General features: G+C 59.5%; 14 protein-coding genes and 4 pseudogenes. 7 read left to right on the top strand and 11 right to left on the bottom strand.

Annotation, left to right across the window (positions count from 1 at the left end; genetic code table 11):
- Positions 1 to 498 precede the first annotated feature (498 nt).
- From H8A95_RS33775 to H8A95_RS33760, 4 genes are all read right to left on the bottom strand, one after another.
- A complete protein-coding gene (locus tag H8A95_RS33775; RefSeq protein WP_229170064.1) occupies positions 499 to 660 on the bottom strand; it encodes a hypothetical protein in 162 nt (53 codons plus the stop codon).
- A gap of 346 nt (positions 661 to 1,006) precedes the next feature.
- Positions 1,007 to 1,306, bottom strand: coding sequence for a hypothetical protein (locus tag H8A95_RS33770; RefSeq protein WP_229170065.1), 300 nt, complete (start codon positions 1,304 to 1,306; stop codon positions 1,007 to 1,009).
- A 591-nt stretch (positions 1,307 to 1,897) separates the two neighbouring features.
- Complete coding sequence (locus H8A95_RS33765; protein WP_229170066.1) at positions 1,898 to 2,653, bottom strand: hypothetical protein; 756 nt, start codon at positions 2,651 to 2,653, stop codon at positions 1,898 to 1,900.
- A gap of 62 nt (positions 2,654 to 2,715) precedes the next feature.
- The gene (locus H8A95_RS33760) at positions 2,716 to 3,945 is read right to left on the bottom strand and encodes a hypothetical protein (RefSeq protein WP_229170067.1); all 1,230 of its coding nucleotides are present in this window, start codon (positions 3,943 to 3,945) and stop codon (positions 2,716 to 2,718) included.
- A 761-nt stretch (positions 3,946 to 4,706) separates the two neighbouring features.
- Here H8A95_RS33760 and H8A95_RS33755 point away from each other — a divergent pair.
- Positions 4,707 to 6,068: a hypothetical protein gene (locus tag H8A95_RS33755; RefSeq protein ID WP_229170068.1), complete on the top strand. Its 1,362-nt coding sequence runs from the start codon at positions 4,707 to 4,709 to the stop codon at positions 6,066 to 6,068.
- An 817-nt stretch (positions 6,069 to 6,885) separates the two neighbouring features.
- On the opposite strand, the gene H8A95_RS33750 is transcribed toward H8A95_RS33755, so the two are convergent.
- The 3 genes from H8A95_RS33750 to H8A95_RS33740 all read right to left on the bottom strand — a co-directional run bounded on the left by H8A95_RS33750 (position 6,886) and on the right by H8A95_RS33740 (position 9,740).
- Positions 6,886 to 8,214, bottom strand: coding sequence for an MFS transporter (locus tag H8A95_RS33750; protein ID WP_229170069.1), 1,329 nt, complete (start codon positions 8,212 to 8,214; stop codon positions 6,886 to 6,888).
- 585 nt (positions 8,215 to 8,799) lie between these two features.
- Positions 8,800 to 9,063 (bottom strand): hypothetical protein, encoded by a 264-nt coding sequence (locus H8A95_RS33745; protein ID WP_229170070.1) that lies wholly within the window; start codon positions 9,061 to 9,063, stop codon positions 8,800 to 8,802.
- Positions 9,064 to 9,209: 146 nt separating this feature from the next.
- Positions 9,210 to 9,740, bottom strand: a complete 531-nt coding sequence (locus H8A95_RS33740) for an alpha-ketoglutarate-dependent dioxygenase AlkB (protein WP_312001437.1) — start codon at positions 9,738 to 9,740, stop codon at positions 9,210 to 9,212.
- Here H8A95_RS33740 and H8A95_RS44250 point away from each other — a divergent pair.
- Positions 9,621 to 9,878, top strand: a complete 258-nt coding sequence (locus H8A95_RS44250) for a hypothetical protein (protein WP_312001439.1) — start codon at positions 9,621 to 9,623, stop codon at positions 9,876 to 9,878. The two genes, H8A95_RS33740 and H8A95_RS44250, sit on opposite strands and share 120 nt — an antisense overlap.
- Before the next feature lie 718 nt (positions 9,879 to 10,596).
- On the opposite strand, the gene H8A95_RS33735 is transcribed toward H8A95_RS44250, so the two are convergent.
- From H8A95_RS33735 to H8A95_RS44570, 4 genes are all read right to left on the bottom strand, one after another.
- A complete protein-coding gene (locus tag H8A95_RS33735) occupies positions 10,597 to 10,773 on the bottom strand; it encodes a hypothetical protein (protein WP_229170071.1) in 177 nt (58 codons plus the stop codon).
- Between the two features lie 34 nt (positions 10,774 to 10,807).
- Positions 10,808 to 10,990 carry a hypothetical protein gene (locus H8A95_RS33730; RefSeq protein WP_229170072.1) on the bottom strand — a complete coding sequence of 61 codons (183 nt, stop codon included), beginning with the start codon at positions 10,988 to 10,990 and terminating at the stop codon, positions 10,808 to 10,810.
- Positions 10,991 to 11,373: 383 nt separating this feature from the next.
- Positions 11,374 to 11,631 (bottom strand): hypothetical protein, encoded by a 258-nt coding sequence (locus H8A95_RS33725; RefSeq protein WP_229170073.1) that lies wholly within the window; start codon positions 11,629 to 11,631, stop codon positions 11,374 to 11,376.
- 48 nt (positions 11,632 to 11,679) lie between these two features.
- Complete coding sequence (locus H8A95_RS44570; protein WP_376711739.1) at positions 11,680 to 12,186, bottom strand: hypothetical protein; 507 nt, start codon at positions 12,184 to 12,186, stop codon at positions 11,680 to 11,682.
- Positions 12,187 to 12,314: 128 nt separating this feature from the next.
- On the opposite strand from H8A95_RS44570, the pseudogene H8A95_RS33715 reads away from it, so the two are divergent.
- The 5 genes and pseudogenes from H8A95_RS33715 to H8A95_RS33695 form a co-directional block, all read left to right on the top strand.
- A pseudogene (locus H8A95_RS33715) lies at positions 12,315 to 12,768 on the top strand (IS630 transposase-related protein); the annotation flags it as partial.
- A gap of 545 nt (positions 12,769 to 13,313) precedes the next feature.
- Positions 13,314 to 14,572: pseudogene (gene ltrA / locus H8A95_RS33710) on the top strand (group II intron reverse transcriptase/maturase).
- A gap of 80 nt (positions 14,573 to 14,652) precedes the next feature.
- Positions 14,653 to 15,138, top strand: a pseudogene (locus H8A95_RS33705) (IS630 family transposase); the annotation flags it as partial.
- A 166-nt stretch (positions 15,139 to 15,304) separates the two neighbouring features.
- Positions 15,305 to 15,559: a hypothetical protein gene (locus H8A95_RS33700; protein WP_229170074.1), complete on the top strand. Its 255-nt coding sequence runs from the start codon at positions 15,305 to 15,307 to the stop codon at positions 15,557 to 15,559.
- 969 nt (positions 15,560 to 16,528) lie between these two features.
- Positions 16,529 to 18,389, top strand: a pseudogene (locus H8A95_RS33695) (hypothetical protein); the annotation flags it as partial.

Below are 18,389 nucleotides of genomic sequence, written 5' to 3'. Positions count from 1 at the left end.
GGGGCTTCCAACTTCGCCTTTTCCAGCAAGCGCCTGCAATCTAGTCTCGTTCACGACCAAGAGCTTCTGCTCCGTCGTAAACCGCGGCCGGTGGGCAATGCCGGCGACGGCTTCCACCTTCGAAACGTGTCGGACATGGGCGTATGCCTAAGGATTGGGCCTAGCTCCTGCTCCGGCTAACGCCGATGTCCGGTGAAATGGGAGTGCAGTTCAGACCGCGACCTTCCGATGTCATGATCTTTTCGAAGAGGCGAATGTCACCTTCGAGGCGAATGTCACCTTCGCGGGTAAGTCCGACGATGAATTGCCCGCGGAGCGTCAAACGGCTGTCTCGACGTCCGCTACGGCGTGCGAGACGGTTGGCCCCGCGGAGTTCTCATGGGAAGGGCACTCCGAAGGTCACCTTGCCTGCGGCCGCGGAGGGGCATGGTGGGCACGCCCGGTGTCCACACAATTGTGACGATTCAGGCTCGCACGAAAGCACGAAGCTGAGACCGTTCAGTCCCACGGCATGTAGAAATATGCAGCTACAGCGGCTGCTCCTAGCACCACAGTTCTGGCAATTGCTCCCAGAGCCACCCAAAACATTCCTCCCGAAGTTGCAGATGCTTCTTCAGGAGACAATTCGGTCACACCATAGGCTGACATATTGGTTTTCATTGTTGTCTCCTTTTCAAGTGAGAGTATCCATCAGTGATTCCGGCCGGCGACTCCTGCCGCTGTGCAAAGAGAGAAACAAGAGTCATGCCAATTGCCAGGCGCTTGAAAAGCGTGGAACGTCTTCACTTCCACCTTCGCCTTTTCCCGCAGCACCCCCAAGCTGAATCTGTCAGTGAGCGCGTCCCGCTGGAACTCCAGCTTGGCGCGTCCAGGGGGCGCCATAGGAGCGCTCGATCGGATGGGCTCCAACTCCATCCGACCAAGACGCGCTTGGTAGACTTCCGGTTCAAACGCCGAAGCGGGCATCATCCCACGACAAACGAGGACCACATTCTCTTTCTTGGCTTCATTTACCTCCAGGGAGGAGGCCTCCGGCTGCAATGGATGCTGCTAGGCCCGCCAATACTCCCACGATCGCCCAAAACACTCCTCCCGAAGTTGCAGATGCTTCTTCAGGAGTTAATTCGGTTACACCATAAGCTAATATGTCGGCCTTCATTGTTATCCCCTTTTCAAGTGCAAGCGCGAAGCTGAAGCTCCCGCCTGGCAGAGACAGAAAATCAAGGAACGTGCCAACCCTGCCAGGTAGCGCCCCACATAAACCGCTCTCCATTTTGTTCAATGGCTTAATCGAGAGTGTGGCCACGCCGGCCGTACATCTCCTTGTCCGAGACACGACAAACCGGACAACAGGCGGCGCGACCTGGACGCGAAGGCGCGACGCTGCCATCCGCACAATCTTTTCCTTGAACCCCTCGCGAGTCCTCGGGCGTGATCTCCGCATCCGCATCGCATTGCCGAGGTGGTAATGGCGGTAGTGCTTGTCTCAGGCTGCCAAAAGCTTGAGAGGCCTTCAGCCTTTGCCGATCTTTCGTCAACGAGCGTATCTCGGAGGGGAGGGGCGCGTGGGGACCGCAGCCGTCGTGTTTGCGGGCGAGACGAGATGGGAATGCCGCCATTCGACACGGCCGCCACGATCTGACCCGGATCGACCCGGGGCCTCCATCCACAGCAATGGCAGGGCGATGGCCACCGTCGCCGCGAAGCCCACGGCGAAGGCCGTATTGGGGCACTTCATTTTTGCGTTCGCGCCACGTCTATGATCGGGGATTGTCGCTCCGGCGGCTACCGGTAGCAGGCTGTGGCAGCCTGGAACAGCAACAGTAGTTTTGTGTGATGCCACTGGGTGACATCCGCAAACCGACCGTTGATTCACCATCGAAAACAGAGTCGAGCCCTAATTCCAGCCTCGCATGAGCACGAAATTTGTAGGCTCGACCTCTTCGGTGATGAAAAAATCGAGATGATCGAAAGTCCAAGAGAATTTCGGCCTCGGTGGTGGCGGATGATCCCGAGCATAGAGACCGGCGGCCGAGATTGGGCCATCGAGCAAAGGCTCGAGTCGCCGGATCCATTTCGCGCATTGCTTCGCGTAGTGAACCGAGTGTAGCGTGTGTCCGAACGTCGTGTTCAATGCGGATATAGCGACCGAGCCGGGCAGCATCCCACCAAAGGCAACCTTATCGTGCGCCGACCAAAGGCGCATTCGTTCGGCGCTATCGTGATCGAATACCTCATGACCGAAGATCGCGATGACGTGAAACTTTTCGCGATGGACCTCGGCGACGATCAAGTCGTTCGTCCGGTCGACATGACCGCGCGGATGGATCGTCTGGCCGAGGTGAAAGTGATGATAACCCATCGCGTTCAGCACGAAGTCCTTGTCGGACCATCGATCGGCGGGTGGAGCGTTCTGGGCGCGAGCCGCCGGTGCATATCCCCTGGTGCGGGGCGCGATGGAAAGATGCGGCATGAGATCGTCGCCCCTGCGCATCTTCTCCAGGAAAATCTCGATGGCGTCCGAATGCGCGGCCCAACGCAGGTCCGCGCATGCCGCAGGCTCGACGCTCACGGTTCGCGGGCGCTGGCCGACGTAACGGGATCGCCAACTCACGTAGTCGATCAATAGATCGCCAAGTCCCTTCGCCTGCATGTGAACAAGCGAGGCCCGGTCGTTCGGAAACCGAGGAATAACCTCGATCGCTTCGGACTTTCCTAATGCGGGGCGGTTCGTCCATCATCGTGGGTTTGGTCCGGGTTGCGTGCCGATCGGATTTGTCCGCGCTGCGTTCCTACTGAAAGCCGGCGCGCCATCCCGGCGGATTCGACCAGCGTCGATAGCTGGTCAGCACTGGAAATGGAATCCGAGTGGCAATGAGTTCGAGAGTCCGGCATCATCTCGGGCGTATCGGAGCTGACCCTTGCTTTCTTGATCGGCGGACCATCTTGCGGTGCGTCAGCCGCGTTCGGATTATCTACGCTGGCTGTCCGATAGTCAGCTAGATTGCCGCCCAGAAACAAGACCTCGGTCTCCTCGGTCGGTATTCCCCCCACCCAATCTCGCAGCTCCTTATCTCCGGGAGCATGCCCACGCTCCAGAATATCGTTGATTTTTTTGATCGGCCAGGCGGTGACGCTTGGTACCGTGTAGGTGTGCAGCTTCCTAGCGTTCTTTGCAATCGCGTTCGCGCCATTCTCACTGTGGTCCTTTGAAAGGCGCAGTCGCGAGGGGTCCTGGGACAATGACACAAAAGCACTGTCTGTAAGGCCTTGCGTGTGCCATGCAGCGAGGCGCGCCATATCAATTTCGTCCTCCCTTTCGTCGTCCGAGCAGATAGCAGCCTTGGAAACATGCGGGCTAGCGTGAGCACGCAAATCCGCTAAGGAACGCACATGCGCGATGGCACTCACCTCCTTGTCCAGGAGGTGTTCACAATCGATGTCCTCGTTCTGAAAGCGGTGCAGCGGCAGATACGATAATGCCACCGCGTCGTCGAAAATGCGGTCGCCGTCGACATTGCCGGCAGAAGATTCGGTGGTTCGTGGCCACTGTGCTGCTCGCTGCGCAGCCAGGTTGATCTCGCTCTTCAGCGCCTTAACGTTCGCTCCGGTTAGCGATGCGGCAAGTTCGGCGCGCCCCCTGACAAAGGATGCGACCGGGCACCGCTCGCTTTCCTCGATGGCGCACGCTCTCAGATTGCCCGTCGTCATGGTCGAGGGCAATCCAATCCGGGAATCCATCAACGCGGCAGCTGAATCTGATGCTCGGTGGATTGGCCGCAGCTCGCTCAGCTGCTGCTCGAAGTTCGCTTGATCCGGAGGCGGGTGTGCTGGTGAGCCGGTTTGTGCGCTTAGGCCGCCGGGCTGTGGCTGCGCCTGCTGCTGCCGCCGGAGATCGTAAGCTTCGATGAAGTCTTCTGCGGTGTCCGGTGGATCGATGTTCATCCGTTCCCCTCGAGCATGGGTCGTTTCAGGCCTTATCCTGGTAGGCGCGGCTTTCGAGAAGCTGACAAGTGAGGAAAGGAATGCGACCGACCGCCAACGTTTTGGGGGCTTCCCGCTCGGCTGCCACCGCTGCGGAGGAGAGCGCACCACGAACCTGCGTACACCAGCTAATCCCGCGCCTTCGCCGCGCGACGAACCAACCATCGACGGGGAATCAAGGTTTGCGATGGATGATGCCTTGCGAGTGCAGCAGTTCAACCGCCAGGGCGGTACGCAAAATGTCGCGCGTCGGTCACCCTTCACATCCGTAGCAGCTGCAAGAAGTCCTGCACAGTCCGCATCGCGACACGTGCCAAGATGGCTGGGTCGATTTACCCTCTGCGGCCAGAGTCAAGACCTTGTCGGCAAGGCATCCTTCAACGAAGAGGTTCGCCTCGCTTCGGGCACCATCCGGACAGCATCATCCAGAACACTCTCAGCTCAGTGCAAACTTTATTTTGCGAGGATTTTGCAGACCTCATGATGCTACTCCACAAAATAGAATTTGTTCGCGCCGGCTCCGACCTGCCCAGCCAGTGAAAAAATGCAACCCGGCACCCGTGGCACGGTCCGTCGAGTGAGTGTGGCATTCGGGCTGGCCAATTTGGCTCATCTAATTCTCTAAGCCCGTCAGGTTGTCGAAAGCTCATCCTGATAGAGCGAAAACCAGAGAGCGACACTATCTGCTCAGGATTGCGAGCCGACCCCAAACGGAGGGTAACATGGACCCATTTAACAGCATCAACCCATTCGACCGGAATTTCGCGACCTACAACGCCACGGTGGCACAACCGCAGCAGCAAGCGGAGTTTGAGCCGTACTTGGATGAAGTGCTGCAGCTTGATACCGCTGCCGTCGCAGGGGGGGCTGTTCCTCCAGACCGCTGCCACCCTCATCTGTCTGACGAAGACCGAGCGCTGGAACTCGGGCACCATAGTGCCTACGGTCCTCATCACGAAGACGCCGTCACCAGATATATTGGGGACGCCGCTGCGCAGCACAGCGCGCCTCGGGAAGCATTGAGTTGGCCAAAGGAGCTGACTGCGGAAGGTCACGATCAGGGTCTGATGCGAGGGATGATGGGCGAAACCATCCTGGCATCGTCTCTCGAGCCAACCGTGCGCGATCACCAGGCACCGGATCCCGGAGAAGTGGTTCGTCACTTCAGCTGGAGCGACGGCTACCATCCGGCTCCGAACGAGCCGACCGGGAGCGACCCCCTGTCAAGACACGAGGTCCTCATGGGTGAGGATTACACCGGGCAGTTGAGACCAGCGAAGAGGCAGAGGACGCTAAGTCATCCGCAAGGGGATGCCATTGGGCGGCAGCTGAGCGAGACCGGCAATTCAGCTGCTCGCGTGTTGATGGAAGACGCCGGCGCACCGTCGCCTCCCGGGCGAGCTGTCGGTTCGCCGGTGGTCCTTCCGGCGGAAGGTTACGATGAGGATCTGCTGTGGGCGAGGATGGAAGATGCCGGCCCGTCGTCCTCTCTCGGGCCAACCGCGCGCCATCCCTGGGCTCCGGATTTCGGAGAGGCCGTTCGTCCCTTCAACTCGCGGCACGGCGACCAGCACACATCGGCTGCGCTTGACGGTAGCAGCGTCCTGCCGAGCCAGGACAGCCGACCCGCCAGCTTCGTGGTTCACAATGACCGCTACACGGCGCTATTCGTGCCCGCGGCGGCGATGAGGCGAAGCACCCCACTCAATCCGCCAGGCGCTGCCATTCGTCTCGGATATCGACCGGAAAACGTTCCGCCGCCCAGCGCGCGGCCGGGGAATCAGGCCTCGCCAGCGCTGCCTGGACGGACGATGGAGCAAGCCTCGCCGGCGTCCGCCAGGGCTGAGACGACGTCCCCCGCGGTCCGCGAGATTTATGCTGCTTCATTCGCCGTTCCCGAGGACTTTTCGCACGGCACCCAACCCGCCCCGGACACGATGCTCTCGAAGCTGGGCCGCTGGGGCCTCTTGCCGGACGCGGCGCATCCGGTAAAGCACTACGACATTCGCGGCGAGCGCTACACAGCCCTCGCGGGGCCGGGAGGACCCAATGACATTCGGCTCATCCATCACCCTCGAGTGTAGACGCCGAGCAGCCCAAGATTGCACCACGGGCATTAATAGCAGTGCTTCCGGACTTGGGCTGTTGGTTTGGTGGCTCCTGTCAAGCAACAATAAGGACCCTTTATCTTCTCCGTTGAGAAGCCGTTTATCACAATCCTCCAATCTGAAAAGCGAGAAAAGAACATGATTGGTGCTGGCCGGGGGACTCTCCACCTCAGGCTACGCATTGGCAGCGGCTGGACGAGTCAAGGCCGAGTTCACAACCAGAGACGAAGCAGAGCAGGGGCGGTGGAGCTGAAGAGACGCTGCCCCGTGCTCCGGGGAATCTACGACGCGGAGTCGGGATGCCCGGCCACCAAGGCTCCTCTTCACGAGCAGCTCGACTGGCTGCTCCGTGCGAGATTCTGGCGCCTTCAGGAATTCCTGCTTCAGCGCAACAGAGCCCGATGGGATGCCCGATTGAATTCTCGCCCGGTCTTTTTCAGCAATCAGTGACGCCTGCCTGGGTTCAATCGGTCTTTCGATTGTCGCCGGTCGCGAGGATTGCCCGCCCGTTCCTTCCCCAATCACGGATTTGCCCGCGAATTTTCGGTAAAGCTGTCAGATCCTGACAGGTGCGCGTTTGCACGACGACCTGGTATGATCCGAGCGCTGCCGGCTCGACGCAGCAGGGGCAGTTCAGCAATCCGCGACCGAGACATACTCCTGCAAAAATCGAATGCTTCCTCAAGACAGTTGTTCCGTATCTCTCAAGCTGATCTACATTCTTCCCGGACGACGTGAGGCGGCGCGAGGGATGAGAAAGACCCTTGATCACATTGTCCAGCATCCAGCGCTATCACGGGCTTCGCTTGTTCGCAGCGCTCTGGGTTTTCGGCGGTGCCGTCTCGGGCATCATAAGCATGGCACAGAGCCCGGCTGCGCTGGCGACAAGCATGTACCAGGCAGGCGCCAGCGCGTTCCCGGTAACGTGGATCAGCCAGGCGACGACGGGTTGAGCTGTGCCTCCGAAGATCGCTATCGCAAAAGCGTAAATCGTCGCGAAGGCGCCACCGCGAATGTTCTTGGGCAAACCTTCGGCCATACTCACATAGAAGGCGCTATACGGAATCGTTCCGATGAGGCTGAGCGCGCCGAGGCCTCCGAGAAGTGCGAGGGCACTGCGGCTCTCTGCGATCCACAGGAACACCGGATAGGTCATCAGCAACGCGGTGATCTGTGGCCATATCATGATGTGCCGGCGTCCGGCCCGATCCGCGAGCCAACCGCCCAGCAGTGCGGCAGCTATTCCTACGGTATTGCTGATGAGCGTGGTCGCAAAAGCGAGTGGCGCAGAAACATGCAGGGTGTTCAGCGCGTATGTGGTCATATATCCCGTGACGTAGGTGATAATCGTGCAACTGGCCAAGATGACGAACCCCAAGCTCATGATGCGGCGAGCGGCAGGCGATCTCCTTACGGGCCGGGCGACGGGAGGCGGGACCTCGGGGCGATGCAACGTTTCCGACAGGGCGCTCCGCAACCAAAGTCCGAACGGCAGCGTACCGGCGCCGAGCAAAAGCGCGATCCGCCATCCGTATGCATCGAGTGCCTCGCTTGTCATGGCGAGGGAGAGTATTTCTCCGACCAACGCGCCGGCCGTCGCAGCTATCTGTTGGCTGGCAGGCTGAAACGAGACAGCAAGACCGCGGACTTCGGCCGGGGCCGCTTCCATCAAATAGGCGGTCGTCGGACCGACTTCACCTCCGAGCGCGAAGCCCTGCACCAAACGTGCGAAAATGGCCAGTAACGGAGCGGCAATTCCTATTGTCTCGTACGAAGGCGTAACGGCCAAAACAAGGATCGCGGCGCTCATCATGACGAAGCTGACGGTCATCGCGGGTCGGCGCCCGACCCGATCCGAGTACGAGCCGAGCACGATGGCCCCGATCGGTCTGGTCACAAAACCCGCGCCAAACGTCGCGAGCGACATCATGAGGCTGGCGAACGGATCTTTCGCCGGGAAGAACGCCTGACCGATCTGGATCGCGAAAAAGCTATAGGTCCCGAAGTCGTAGAATTCGAGAATATTGCCGATCGTTGCGCCCAACACGGCGCGGCTCGTCAAGGGCTCGTCTGCCGCAACAAGGACCGGCTCCGGCCTCTCCCGAGTAAATTGCCTGGCCATCCTCGACCCGTCTGGAGCGCGATCCCTGGCCCGAATATTTCGACCAGCCAGGTCGCGCACGTCGCATTCCACTTGCCGCACACGCCTCTATCTTGATCTGGCCGGCCCGTACGCCAGTGTTCCAGATGTGGACTGAAGCATGTCACGACGAAGCTCATGACAACGTGCAATAAAAATGCCTGCGGCCCCATTCAAGCCTTGAACGGATCGCGGCCCTTGCCAGCAAAGATAAATAAGAGAAACGCTGCGGTTGTCGGGCTGCGGCAACCGTCGTGCGCTGCTGTGCAATGGCGAGTTTGCGACAAAATTGGCGGGCGTCGAACAGGTGGCGCCTGCTCTGTCTGGCGATCGTCGCTGCGAGGAAGTGATCGGCGACGACCTCGGCGGGGACATGGTGCGCTCGTCGGGTTGGGTCATGGGTCCGCGACGTGTGCTTAGACGTGATCGCGCCGCCGCGAGTTCGGGCATGGCTCAGCGCGCCCGGATCGGAATGAGGCTACCCCAGTCCGCCGACAAGAAGGAACGCCGGGTTCCAGCGTCCAACCCACTCCGCCCTTGTCCCATGGCAGGCTCGGCAGGGAGGGCCTAATGTTCGGGGCAATCGGGGCAGGTGTCGCCGATCGAAGCCAGGACATCACGCCGCTCGGCGAGAATCTCCTCGGGCGAGAAGCCCGGCGAGGTGTCGAGGCGGGCCAGATCGAAGGCGCGCTCGCGCGCATGTGGATCGGCGCGATCCTGCATCCAGCCGTGCTCCTCGCATTCGCGGATGGCTCCGGCTTCCTTCAGCAAGCAGATCGCCCAACCATGGAGCGTGCGGATCGCCGGCTGTCTTGCGTTCGTCATCAGCATCTAGACTGCTCCTGCCGCCGTGAATCTTTGGGCGGCCCCATGTCGTTCCCGGCGCTTAGCACGGGGCAGGGATTCGCAATCCGCGGGTCTTTGGCTTGTTGTCCTGTTTACAAGCCTATCTGCGGACGCGAGCTCGGGAGCATCCTTCACTGCAGGCGACCTCGATTGGAGCGGCCGGGTGGTCTCCGCCCACCAAAGCCTCGGGCCAGGCGGGTTTGGTTTTGAGGGGACGGCGCTATCGAAGAGTTCGCCGCCCGACTGAAGAATCTGGCAGGAGGCCTCATTGTCCGAAACGTGATCGAATAGCGCGGACTATCGACCGGCGCGATGCTGTGCTCCCAGACGCGGCGTGCCTCACCGTCAAGGACGTAGAGGGAGCGGGGTCGGGCATCGAGCGTGAAACGCTTCCAGGACGCACCGGCTCTTCGCCGGAACCGGAATGGACAGTGCGATAGCAATGACAATCCGAAAACCTTATCGAACTGTTTCTTGTCGCGGTGCCAGCCGATGCCAGCGCCGATGTCATATTCCGTTACGAGTGCGTGCGCGATACTTCCTTGCCTGAGCTTCGCGAAGTCTTCAATCCGGCTTGCGAGGGGCCGAAGCCAATCGGGAATTGCGTCCGCGCGTTCAAGACGCTGCTGCGTGAAATCGTAACTGTGACCGAAATAAACCACCCGGCGTTTCCCTTCATATGCGCCGAACTGGAATGGCGCGAGCGGGAGCGATCTTATGTTCGCGAGAAGAACTTGCTCTTCGTCACGCGTGACGAATTCGGCTTCGTAGCTCAGCCCGGTCGGTCCGGGGGGCTCTGATGCAAATAGCGATCGCTGAGACGCCAGCATACCTCTTACAGCCTCTCCCTATTATGACTGAGCCTGCCGCGGTTGTTGCCACGCTTCTTGTCGAGGGAGGAACGCTCCGGCTTTCCGGACAGGATTGCTGATCGCGTTTTGGAGGCTAGCCAATATTTCTAGAGATGGTTCGAGGTTATCGAGTGGATCGCCACGGACTGGTCAATTCGCCAAACCCTGTATGATCGCTCCTACAGACGAGCATCCGCAAAAATGAGCATAGGTTGCAGACTGGCCAGCAGCGACAACGTCCAATTCACTCGAATAGGAGACACCGGTTCTTTCCAATTTCGGATTGGTGGCATTTCCATCCTGCGCGTGGTCTTAATGTCTGATCCGGCGATTTCGGGAAGCGCTTCGGCGGCATTCAGTGTGCACGCGCGTCTTGCTGCTGGGATAGATTTTTCGGTGGATCGACCTTTGGGCGTTCCACCTAGGCGGGCGGTGATGCTGCGGCCAGGTGAGGGTGATCCGCTCATCTCGCTTGACTACAAGGAACCGGAGTGTACATCGCGATGATGACGGCGATCGCGCCTGCAACAAAATCGCCGCCGGCAATTGCCAGACTGAGCGGTTCGTTGAAATTGCACCTTGAAGAAAAAAGGGAAGGCTGCCGAGACCCAGGCAGGCAGGAAGCGATATCCGGACGGGCCTTAAGGACCCGCTGGTCGCGTCTTCCTCAGCGCTGCACAACAGTTTTATACGTTGGATCGTCGGGGATCTGAGCTTCGTACTGCTTAGCTTTTTCCAGCAGGGCGTCGCGAACTGGACCTTCTGGTAAAAGTGCTGCTTGGTGGCGTGCCTCTCTCGCGCATTCCGCGACTTGACTTGCCAGTTCCTCCGTCTCGCGATCCATCGTCGTCGCTCCTCGGAGCCTCGGAAAAACCACGCTAGCGCGGTGGGCTCGTGGTTTCTTGCCGCGTCGCCGAATGCTCAGAAATCCACTTTGTCGCGTCGTGCTCCGTGACAAAGCCCTTGATGACTTCGGTTTCGCCATCGGCCCACAGAATATCGATCCTCCAGCCGGTGCCGGGGTTTTTACAAGCCAAGAAAGCTGGTCGCTGCTCGATCATTGCTTCAGTATGCGCCGACGGTGGCAAGCTACAAGCCAGTGATGCTGCCGCACTTCGCTTTTTTGGCCTTCCGGGCGACGCTATTCTTCAGCCCGGTCTTCAAACAGCCGGCGGTCCCGGCCGATCCCTTCGTCGCCCCGCGTCGAGAAGATCCGGCGACGGTGGCAGCTGGTTACGCTGCTCAGGAATCGGAGCTACGGCGGGATTGTCTTGGACCTTGCGCCGTCGCCTGTGACTGACTGCACGCCCGATTAGGCCGACAATCACCAACAATGCGCCCGCGGCGATGAGCCAGTGGGCTAGCTCCAGCCGTCCGATCGCGGTCTTGATCGCATCCATTTGCTTCTTCGCCTTTCAGATCGCGCTCGACCAGCCTCCGGGTGTCATCCCTCAATAATGAGGCGACGCAGGAACGCATTGCAGGCCTGCTCGGCTTCGGCGAACGTGCCGAAGGGCGATCCGGCCACTTGAGCCGCGGGCTTATTCAGGAAGTCTGGGCGATACGACGCAACAAAGCCCGGCTCTCCATGCAACCTAGGTCCGTTTCGGCTCTCGTTGCTGATAACGAATGAATAGTCGTCGCTGCTTGCAATCCATATCTCCAGATCGCCCGTGTCGACGCGCCTGAAGTGCAGGGCCATTTTACCCTCCACATTTGCCCAACTAGGCCCCGGATCAACTCGATCGGTTCATTTCCGGTTCCGGTCGCGTCGGACCTTCTGGAATTCCTCGGGACCTTTGACGAGTTGGCGCTTGCGTTTGGCTAACTCGCCTGAATTGCGGCACCGTCGGCAAATTTGTCGATTGCGTCGCCGGCCATGTCGCTGGCGCGCGTTGGCGTTGCCTTTCGCTCTTGGGGGGCGCCTGCCGTTGGCAGGGCCAACGTGGACCAGCCGACGGATAGCCTCAGGGCGGCGGGGGTAGGCGCGGACCTGCTCGAAACTCAACCGGTCCGGGGCGTAGCCGAAATGGCGGCTAAACTTTGCGATCGCATAGATATAGGGTTGTTGGGTCGACGGCGACAGATTGCGGACCGTCATGTAAGCGGTGTTGGCCGGCACGTAGCGCTCGCGAGGTCCAGAACAACTGACGTCGGGTGAGAGTGTCAGCCTCTCGCAGGCATCGACAACGCCCAAATGCTCACGCCAGTAAATCAGCTTGGCGAGCGTGTGAAAACTCTGCGGTTGCACGGCCAATCATGTCCATTTCGGATGGACAGCGCAACACGCCGCTAGAGCGAGATGGGGTCAGGTTGAATCGATTGGGGATTCCCAAATCAGCCGGTTTCTGATTCACCATGCTGACTGGAAGGAGGCCAGTATGGATGGGCAAGCCTTACTCGCTGGATCTTCGCAAGCGTGTCGTAGCCGCGATTGAGGGCGGGATGTCCCGCAATCAGGCGGCCAAGCAGTTTGGGGTGGCGATCAGCACGGCGATCGGCTGGATGCAGCGGGTCGAGGAGACCGGCAGCGTTGAGCCTGGCCAGATGGGTGGTCACAAGCCGAAGGCGGTTTCGGGAGGCCACGCAGTCTGGCTGTCGCAGCGGATCAGGGACGGCGATTTCACCATACGCGGTCTCGTTGCCGAGCTTGCCGGTCGCGGCCTGAAGGTCGACTACCACTCGGTGTGGGACTTCGTGCATGCCGAGAAGCTCAGCTTCAAAAAAAAGCGTGGCGGCTGGCGAACGCGATCGGCCTGAGGTCGCGCGGCGGCGAGCCCAGTGGACAAAGTATCAAGGTCGCGTCGAAGTTGAGCGGCTGGTCTTCATCGACGAGAGTGTGCTGCAGAGCAGCGGAAGGAGTTCAACATGAACTAGGACCGTTAGCGTAAAGCTGCGTGAATGATGGGGGACGGCCCCCCGGGATCGGCTTTCAGGAGCAGGTCTCAAACCAATCCGAGCTGCTGCGGTAAAGAGCCGTGGTGGTGAGCGTCGGATGAAAAGTTCGGACGAGATCCGAGCAGGTCGGTGTCCGAAAGACGAACGAAAGTGAACCTCTGAGAACGCGTCGTTATGAACTTAAGTGTCGTCGAAACCAGGACCGTTTCGTCATCCTGGGACAAGTCCGCCAGAAGCCTGATGACCGGGCGGGCGGCGACCGGCGTAGAGGGGGCGTGAGTTGGACATAGGCTTTCACGCGGAACTGCAGGAACCAGGCTCCTGATGCAAAGGGAGAAGCTCAAGCGGGCCAAACCCGCAAGGCGAGAGTACCGATGCAGGAGTCTGGGGCGGACCGACCCGTATGAGCGTTGAGGGTCCTGTAATGGGGCCGGAGCAAAGGGGTCGGATCAGGTGGTTGTATTGTTTGAAACAACTGGAAACAGGATGACTTCGATAGGTACGACAGACAAGCCGTTTCGAATTGCGAAACGACAAGTGTACGAAGCTTACAAAGCGGTCAAAGCCAACCATGGTGCAGCCGGGGTGGACGGGCAGACCCTGGAGATGTTCGAGAAAGATCTTGCAGGAAACCTCTACAAGGTCTGGAATCGGATGTCCTCGGGGACGTACTTCCCGCCGCCGGTTCGCGCTGTCTCCATTCCGAAGAAGAGTGGAGGCGACAGGGTTTTGGGTGTGCCCACCGCAGCGATCGGATCGCGCAGATGGTGGTCAAGCAGATGATTGGGCCGGATTTGGACTCCCTCTTTCTTCCAGACTCCTACGGCTACAGGCCAGGAAAATCGGCCCTGGATGCCGTGGGCGTGACGCGGCAGCGGTGCTGGAAGTATGACTGGGTTCTGGAATTCGACATCAAAGGGCTGTTTGACAACCTTCCGCACGATCTCCTGCTGAAGGCAGTCAGGAAACATGTCACATGCAAGTGGGCTCTGCTCTACATCGAAAGATGGCTGGCAGCGCCGATGGAGAAGAACGGAGAAGTGGTCGAGCGCACACGCGGTACCCCGCAAGGGGGTGTTGTCAGCCCGATCTTATCGAATCTCTTCATGCACTATGCATTTGATCTGTGGATGACGCGGACACACCCTGATCTTCCATGGTGTCGATATGCGGACGATGGCCTTGTGCATTGCCGGAATGAGCAGCAGGCAGAAGCCCTCAAGGCGGAGCTTGGTGCTCGACTGGTAGCATGCGGGCTCCAAATGCATCCGACAAAGACCAAGATCGTCTATTGCAAAGACCAAAGGCGTAAAGGGCAATACCCGAATGTCGTGTTCGACTTCCTCGGGTATCAGTTCCGACCGCGACGCGTGGCGAACACACAGCGAGATGAGTTCTTCTGTGGCTACACGCCTGCGGCCAGCCCAACGGCAATGAAGTCGATGCGAGCCACGATCAAAAGCTTGAACATTCCCCGGCAAACGCCGGGGACGCTGGCTGAAATCGCCCAACGGCTCAATCCACTCCTTCGGGGATGGATAGCCTATTACGGCCGTTACAGCCGTTCGGCCCTGTCCACTCTGGCTGATTACGTCAACCGGAAACTCAGGGCGTGGATCATGCGCAAGTTCAAGCGCTTTCAGTCCCATAAGACACGCGCCAGCCTCTTCGTGAGAAAGCTGGCGCGGGAAAATCCAGGACTGTTTGTGCACTGGAAGGCGTTCGGAACGAATACGTTTGCCTGATGGGAGCGGTGTGAATCGAGAGGTTCACGCACCGTTCTGCGAGAGGCCGGCAGGTGAAATCCCTCCGGCCTACTCACCCCTGGACCAGGACCGATATGGCGCCGTTGCGGGGATGGGCGCCGCGCGGGTGCAGACTTCACGCCAAGGTTCCCCACGGCCGCTGGAAGACCATGACCTTCCTGGCGGCCCTGCGCCATGACCGGATCGATGCACCATGGTTCATCGAGGGGCCGATCGATGGCGTGAGCTTTCGCACCTATGTCGAGAAGGTGCTTCTGCCCGTCCTTCGACCCGGCGATATCGTCATCTTGGACAACCTCGGCAGCCACAGGGGCAAAGCAGTTCGCCAACTCATCCGTTCGGTCGGCGCCAAACTTTTCTTCCTGCCAAAATACTCGCCCGACCTGAACCCGATCGAACAGGTCTTTGCCAAGCTCAAGCACCTCGTCCGCAAGGCTGCCGCGCGAACCGTCGACGCGGTCTGCGCCGCTATCGGCCATGCACTCGATGCCTTCACATCCGAGGAATGCGCCAACTACCTGAAAAACTCAGGCTATCGAACCTAATGCCATCACGCTTTAGTTGCGGCTGATGTATCCCCACCGCGGCTCTAAGTACACTCTTCCTGAGCGACACCTCCACAGATCGATCATTCCTCCCTTGCTAACCCTCTCTCTGCGAGGTGCGCGGATTGATCCTTCGTGATTTCGACTCACGATGTCCTTTTGCCACTTGTCGCGTACGTCTCGGCCGTTCGGCGACCACAGTCATCAAGAATTTTTCGCGCGTAAACAGAAGCTCGTCGAGCAACTGGGCGTCACCGAAGATGCTGACGAGCGAGACAAGATCGACGTCAACTTCGGTAGATCAACACCGCACTGGTTTTTTTGGAGAAGACTGAGCCCAAGCGTGCTGATTCCGCTCGATGTCGCCCACGATTCCGGAATGATCTCGCCACCGTTCCGATTTGATGTCGCCCGCCATTGAACGAACCCGCTACGCGGAATGGGGGCAAGCCTGCTGAACTGAGATGTCCTGTCTGAGAGGATGTTGGTCTTCGCACCACCCCTCTCAAGACAGGAGACCCCAGATGGCTACGATGAGCCCTCACCTTTGGAGGATGCGCGAGCCGCGAATTCTTGCTGAGACGCGTCAGGTTCTCGACAGCTACCCTCGTTAGCAAAACAGTGCGGATCTCCAGACGGCGATTATGATTACTGCTTGCAATGGAAATGGACATCGGAGTGCCAATGTCGGGGCGGTGGAGGGGTCGTCTGGTGGTGTGGCGCTAACGATGGGTTGTTGCTGGGGGGCTACCTCGAGCCGGATCCTCAGCTGACGCTGACGCCTTGATTGTCCTCGATCTGCCGCCTCCATTCCCCAGCACATGAGATCCGAGCCTACCCTTAGATGGGCCTATACTTTCGAAGGTAAGAACGGATGGACTTCAACTCGACTGACCGGGCTCTTCAACGATCGGGCAGCGCGGGCCCGCAAGAGAGCTCACCGGCCTCCCCCTCGGCAGACGCGGCGGCCTTTGAGCGGCAGCTGAGCGAGATCGCCAATTCAGGCGGCCGCGTGCTGAGGCAGGCCCCCATCCGTCAAGTCGGTGCATCGCCATCTGAGGCTCAGCCCATGATGCAGGGGAGGGGGCGCGAATACATCCCAGGTGGAGGTGGTGGGGCGATGCTGGGCGCCTCGGCGCTGCAGGCGGGTCAGTTCACTGGGGTCCTGGTAGGTCGCAGCAAGCGCCCTCTTTATAGCGAGGATGCGCCCCTTATCGAAGGGCTGAGGCCGGCACTCATCGCGCGTGGGGCCAAGGAAATCACCGCCAAAAAAATGTAGATTGCCTTCTCAGATTTGGGCGTTGGCTCTTTGAAAACGACAAGCAGGGCATTGCTGCTCCGCTTTACGACAAGTCGCTGGATGAAGATGTCAAGGAGTTCAGGAACAGGGGTGGACGCCCAGACAGCACTCTCTCATCTCCGGGCGTCCCAGTCGGGGGGCGGACTCGCGCTAATCGTAGCTCCCCCCGCCCTGAATCCTTATCCCAATGACGCGGCCCTCATCAAACAGTACAAAGCAGCCGTGATTGCGAACGGGTTCTCCCGAGATTCCGCCAACAAATATGCGCGTGCTCTTGGCAGTTTCGGTCAGTACCTGCGTGAAAACAACAAGCAGGGCATTGCTGCTCGGCTTTACGACAGGTCGCTAGATGGAGATGTCGAGGGCTATAAGGCCTCCCCTCGTAGCAAACCGAAGATCGCAACCGCACTGGCTCACCTCCGGAAGTCGCAGGCGGGGGGCCGGGCGACGGAGATCAGGCACAATATTCCCCCCGTTCCTGATCCGGAAGACACGGTCTTAATGGAGCCAAGCCGCGTCGGGGATACCACTGCGCAGCACAGCGCGCCGGAGGGAGCTATCAATGCGCCAGCGGTGCTTTCTGTGGAAGGTTACGACCAGGATCTGCTTCGGCAGGTGATGGACGAAGCCGGCCCCTTGTCGCCTCTCGAGCTAACCGCGCGCCGACACCAAGCGCCGGATCCCGGAGACTCCTTTCACCGCTTGAACTCGGCCCACGACCACCAGTGGGCCCCGGATGAGCTGGTGGATGCACCTGACAGGAGCAATCTCCTGCCAGGCGAGGAGGTGCTCAACAACGATGAGCATGACATGGCGGAGTCGAGGCCGGCGAAGAGGCAGAGCATCCTAAACAGTCCGCAAATGGGTGCATCGCCATCGAAGGCGCAGCCGATGATGCAGGGGAGCCGGCACGAATACAGCCCAGTGCCGCATGGCGGAGGCGATGGGTCGCCGTTAGGTGCCTCGGTGCTGCAGCCGGATTACTCAACTGCGGCTTACGTGGGTCGCAGCACCCACCCCCTTTATTCGGAGGATGCGCGCCTCATTTCGGGGCTTAAGGAGGCGCTCCTCAGGGGTGGGGCCGCCGAGAGCACCGCCAAAAGCAATGTAGATTATCTTCTCAGCTTGGGCCGCTGGCTCTTTGCAAACAACAAGAAGAGCATTGCTGCTCGGCTTTACGACGAGTCGCTGACCGAGGATGTCGAGGAGTTCAAGGGAGACGGTGATGCCCGCAACCTCCTTACCGCATTAGGTCATCTCAAGACCTTCCAGTCGGCGGGCGGAGTCTTGCCGATCGCAGGCCGCGTTGACCTAACTCCTTATCCCGAGGACGCGGCCCTCATCAAAGAGTACAAAAAAGAAGTAGGCACAGATACCGCCAAAACCTATGCAACTATTATCACCGATTTCAGTTACTACCTGCGTGAAAACAACAAGCAGGGCATTGTTGCTCGGCTTTACGACAGGTCGCTGGACGAAGATACCAAGCGCTATAAGGACGCCGGTGGTCACAGAGCGATCCGCGCCGCACTGGATCATCTCCGGGCCGCAGCGAGCCAACTCAGTCCGCCCCCTTTTCATTCAGAGGATGCGCACCTTATTTCGGGGCTTGAGGATGCACCGATTCACGATAAATTCAAGAAGATCAACGCCCAGAAGAATGCAAGGATTCTTCGCAGATTCTCCCAGTGGCTTTTTGCAAACAACAAGCCGGGAATTGCCGCTCGGGTTGACGACAAGTCGCTGGATAAAGATGCCAAGGAGTTCAGCGACAGCGGGGAGCGGGGCGTCCTTACGGCACTAGCTCATCTCCGGGCCTTCCAGTCGGCGGGCGGAGTCGCGCCCGTTGCAAGCCGCGCCGACGCGATAGACCCCCCTTTTTCCGAGGATGCGCACCTTATTTCGCAGCTTGAAAATGCACTCATCGAGGCTAGGTACCATAAGTATAGCA

It is taken from the genome of Bradyrhizobium oropedii (assembly GCF_020889685.1).
In the GTDB taxonomy this organism is placed as follows: Bacteria; Pseudomonadota; Alphaproteobacteria; order Rhizobiales; family Xanthobacteraceae; genus Bradyrhizobium; species Bradyrhizobium oropedii.
The sequence above is the reverse complement of the archived record's forward strand: the minus strand, read 5'-3'. Positions and strand labels throughout refer to the sequence as shown.

Bases quoted from the DNA above. Each gene is read 5' to 3' on its own strand.
- H8A95_RS33775 (WP_229170064.1), bottom strand. From the start codon at position 660: ATGAAAACCAATATGTCAGCCTATGGTGTGACCGAATTGTCTCCTGAA.
- H8A95_RS33765 (WP_229170066.1), bottom strand. From the start codon at position 2,653: ATGCAGGCGAAGGGACTTGGCGATCTATTGATCGACTACGTGAGTTGG.
- H8A95_RS33760 (WP_229170067.1), bottom strand. From the start codon at position 3,945: ATGAACATCGATCCACCGGACACCGCAGAAGACTTCATCGAAGCTTAC.
- H8A95_RS33755 (WP_229170068.1), top strand. From the start codon at position 4,707: ATGGACCCATTTAACAGCATCAACCCATTCGACCGGAATTTCGCGACC.
- H8A95_RS33750 (WP_229170069.1), bottom strand. From the start codon at position 8,214: ATGGCCAGGCAATTTACTCGGGAGAGGCCGGAGCCGGTCCTTGTTGCG.
- H8A95_RS33745 (WP_229170070.1), bottom strand. From the start codon at position 9,063: ATGCTGATGACGAACGCAAGACAGCCGGCGATCCGCACGCTCCATGGT.
- H8A95_RS33735 (WP_229170071.1), bottom strand. From the start codon at position 10,773: ATGGATCGCGAGACGGAGGAACTGGCAAGTCAAGTCGCGGAATGCGCG.
- H8A95_RS33730 (WP_229170072.1), bottom strand. From the start codon at position 10,990: ATGATCGAGCAGCGACCAGCTTTCTTGGCTTGTAAAAACCCCGGCACC.
- H8A95_RS33725 (WP_229170073.1), bottom strand. From the start codon at position 11,631: ATGGCCCTGCACTTCAGGCGCGTCGACACGGGCGATCTGGAGATATGG.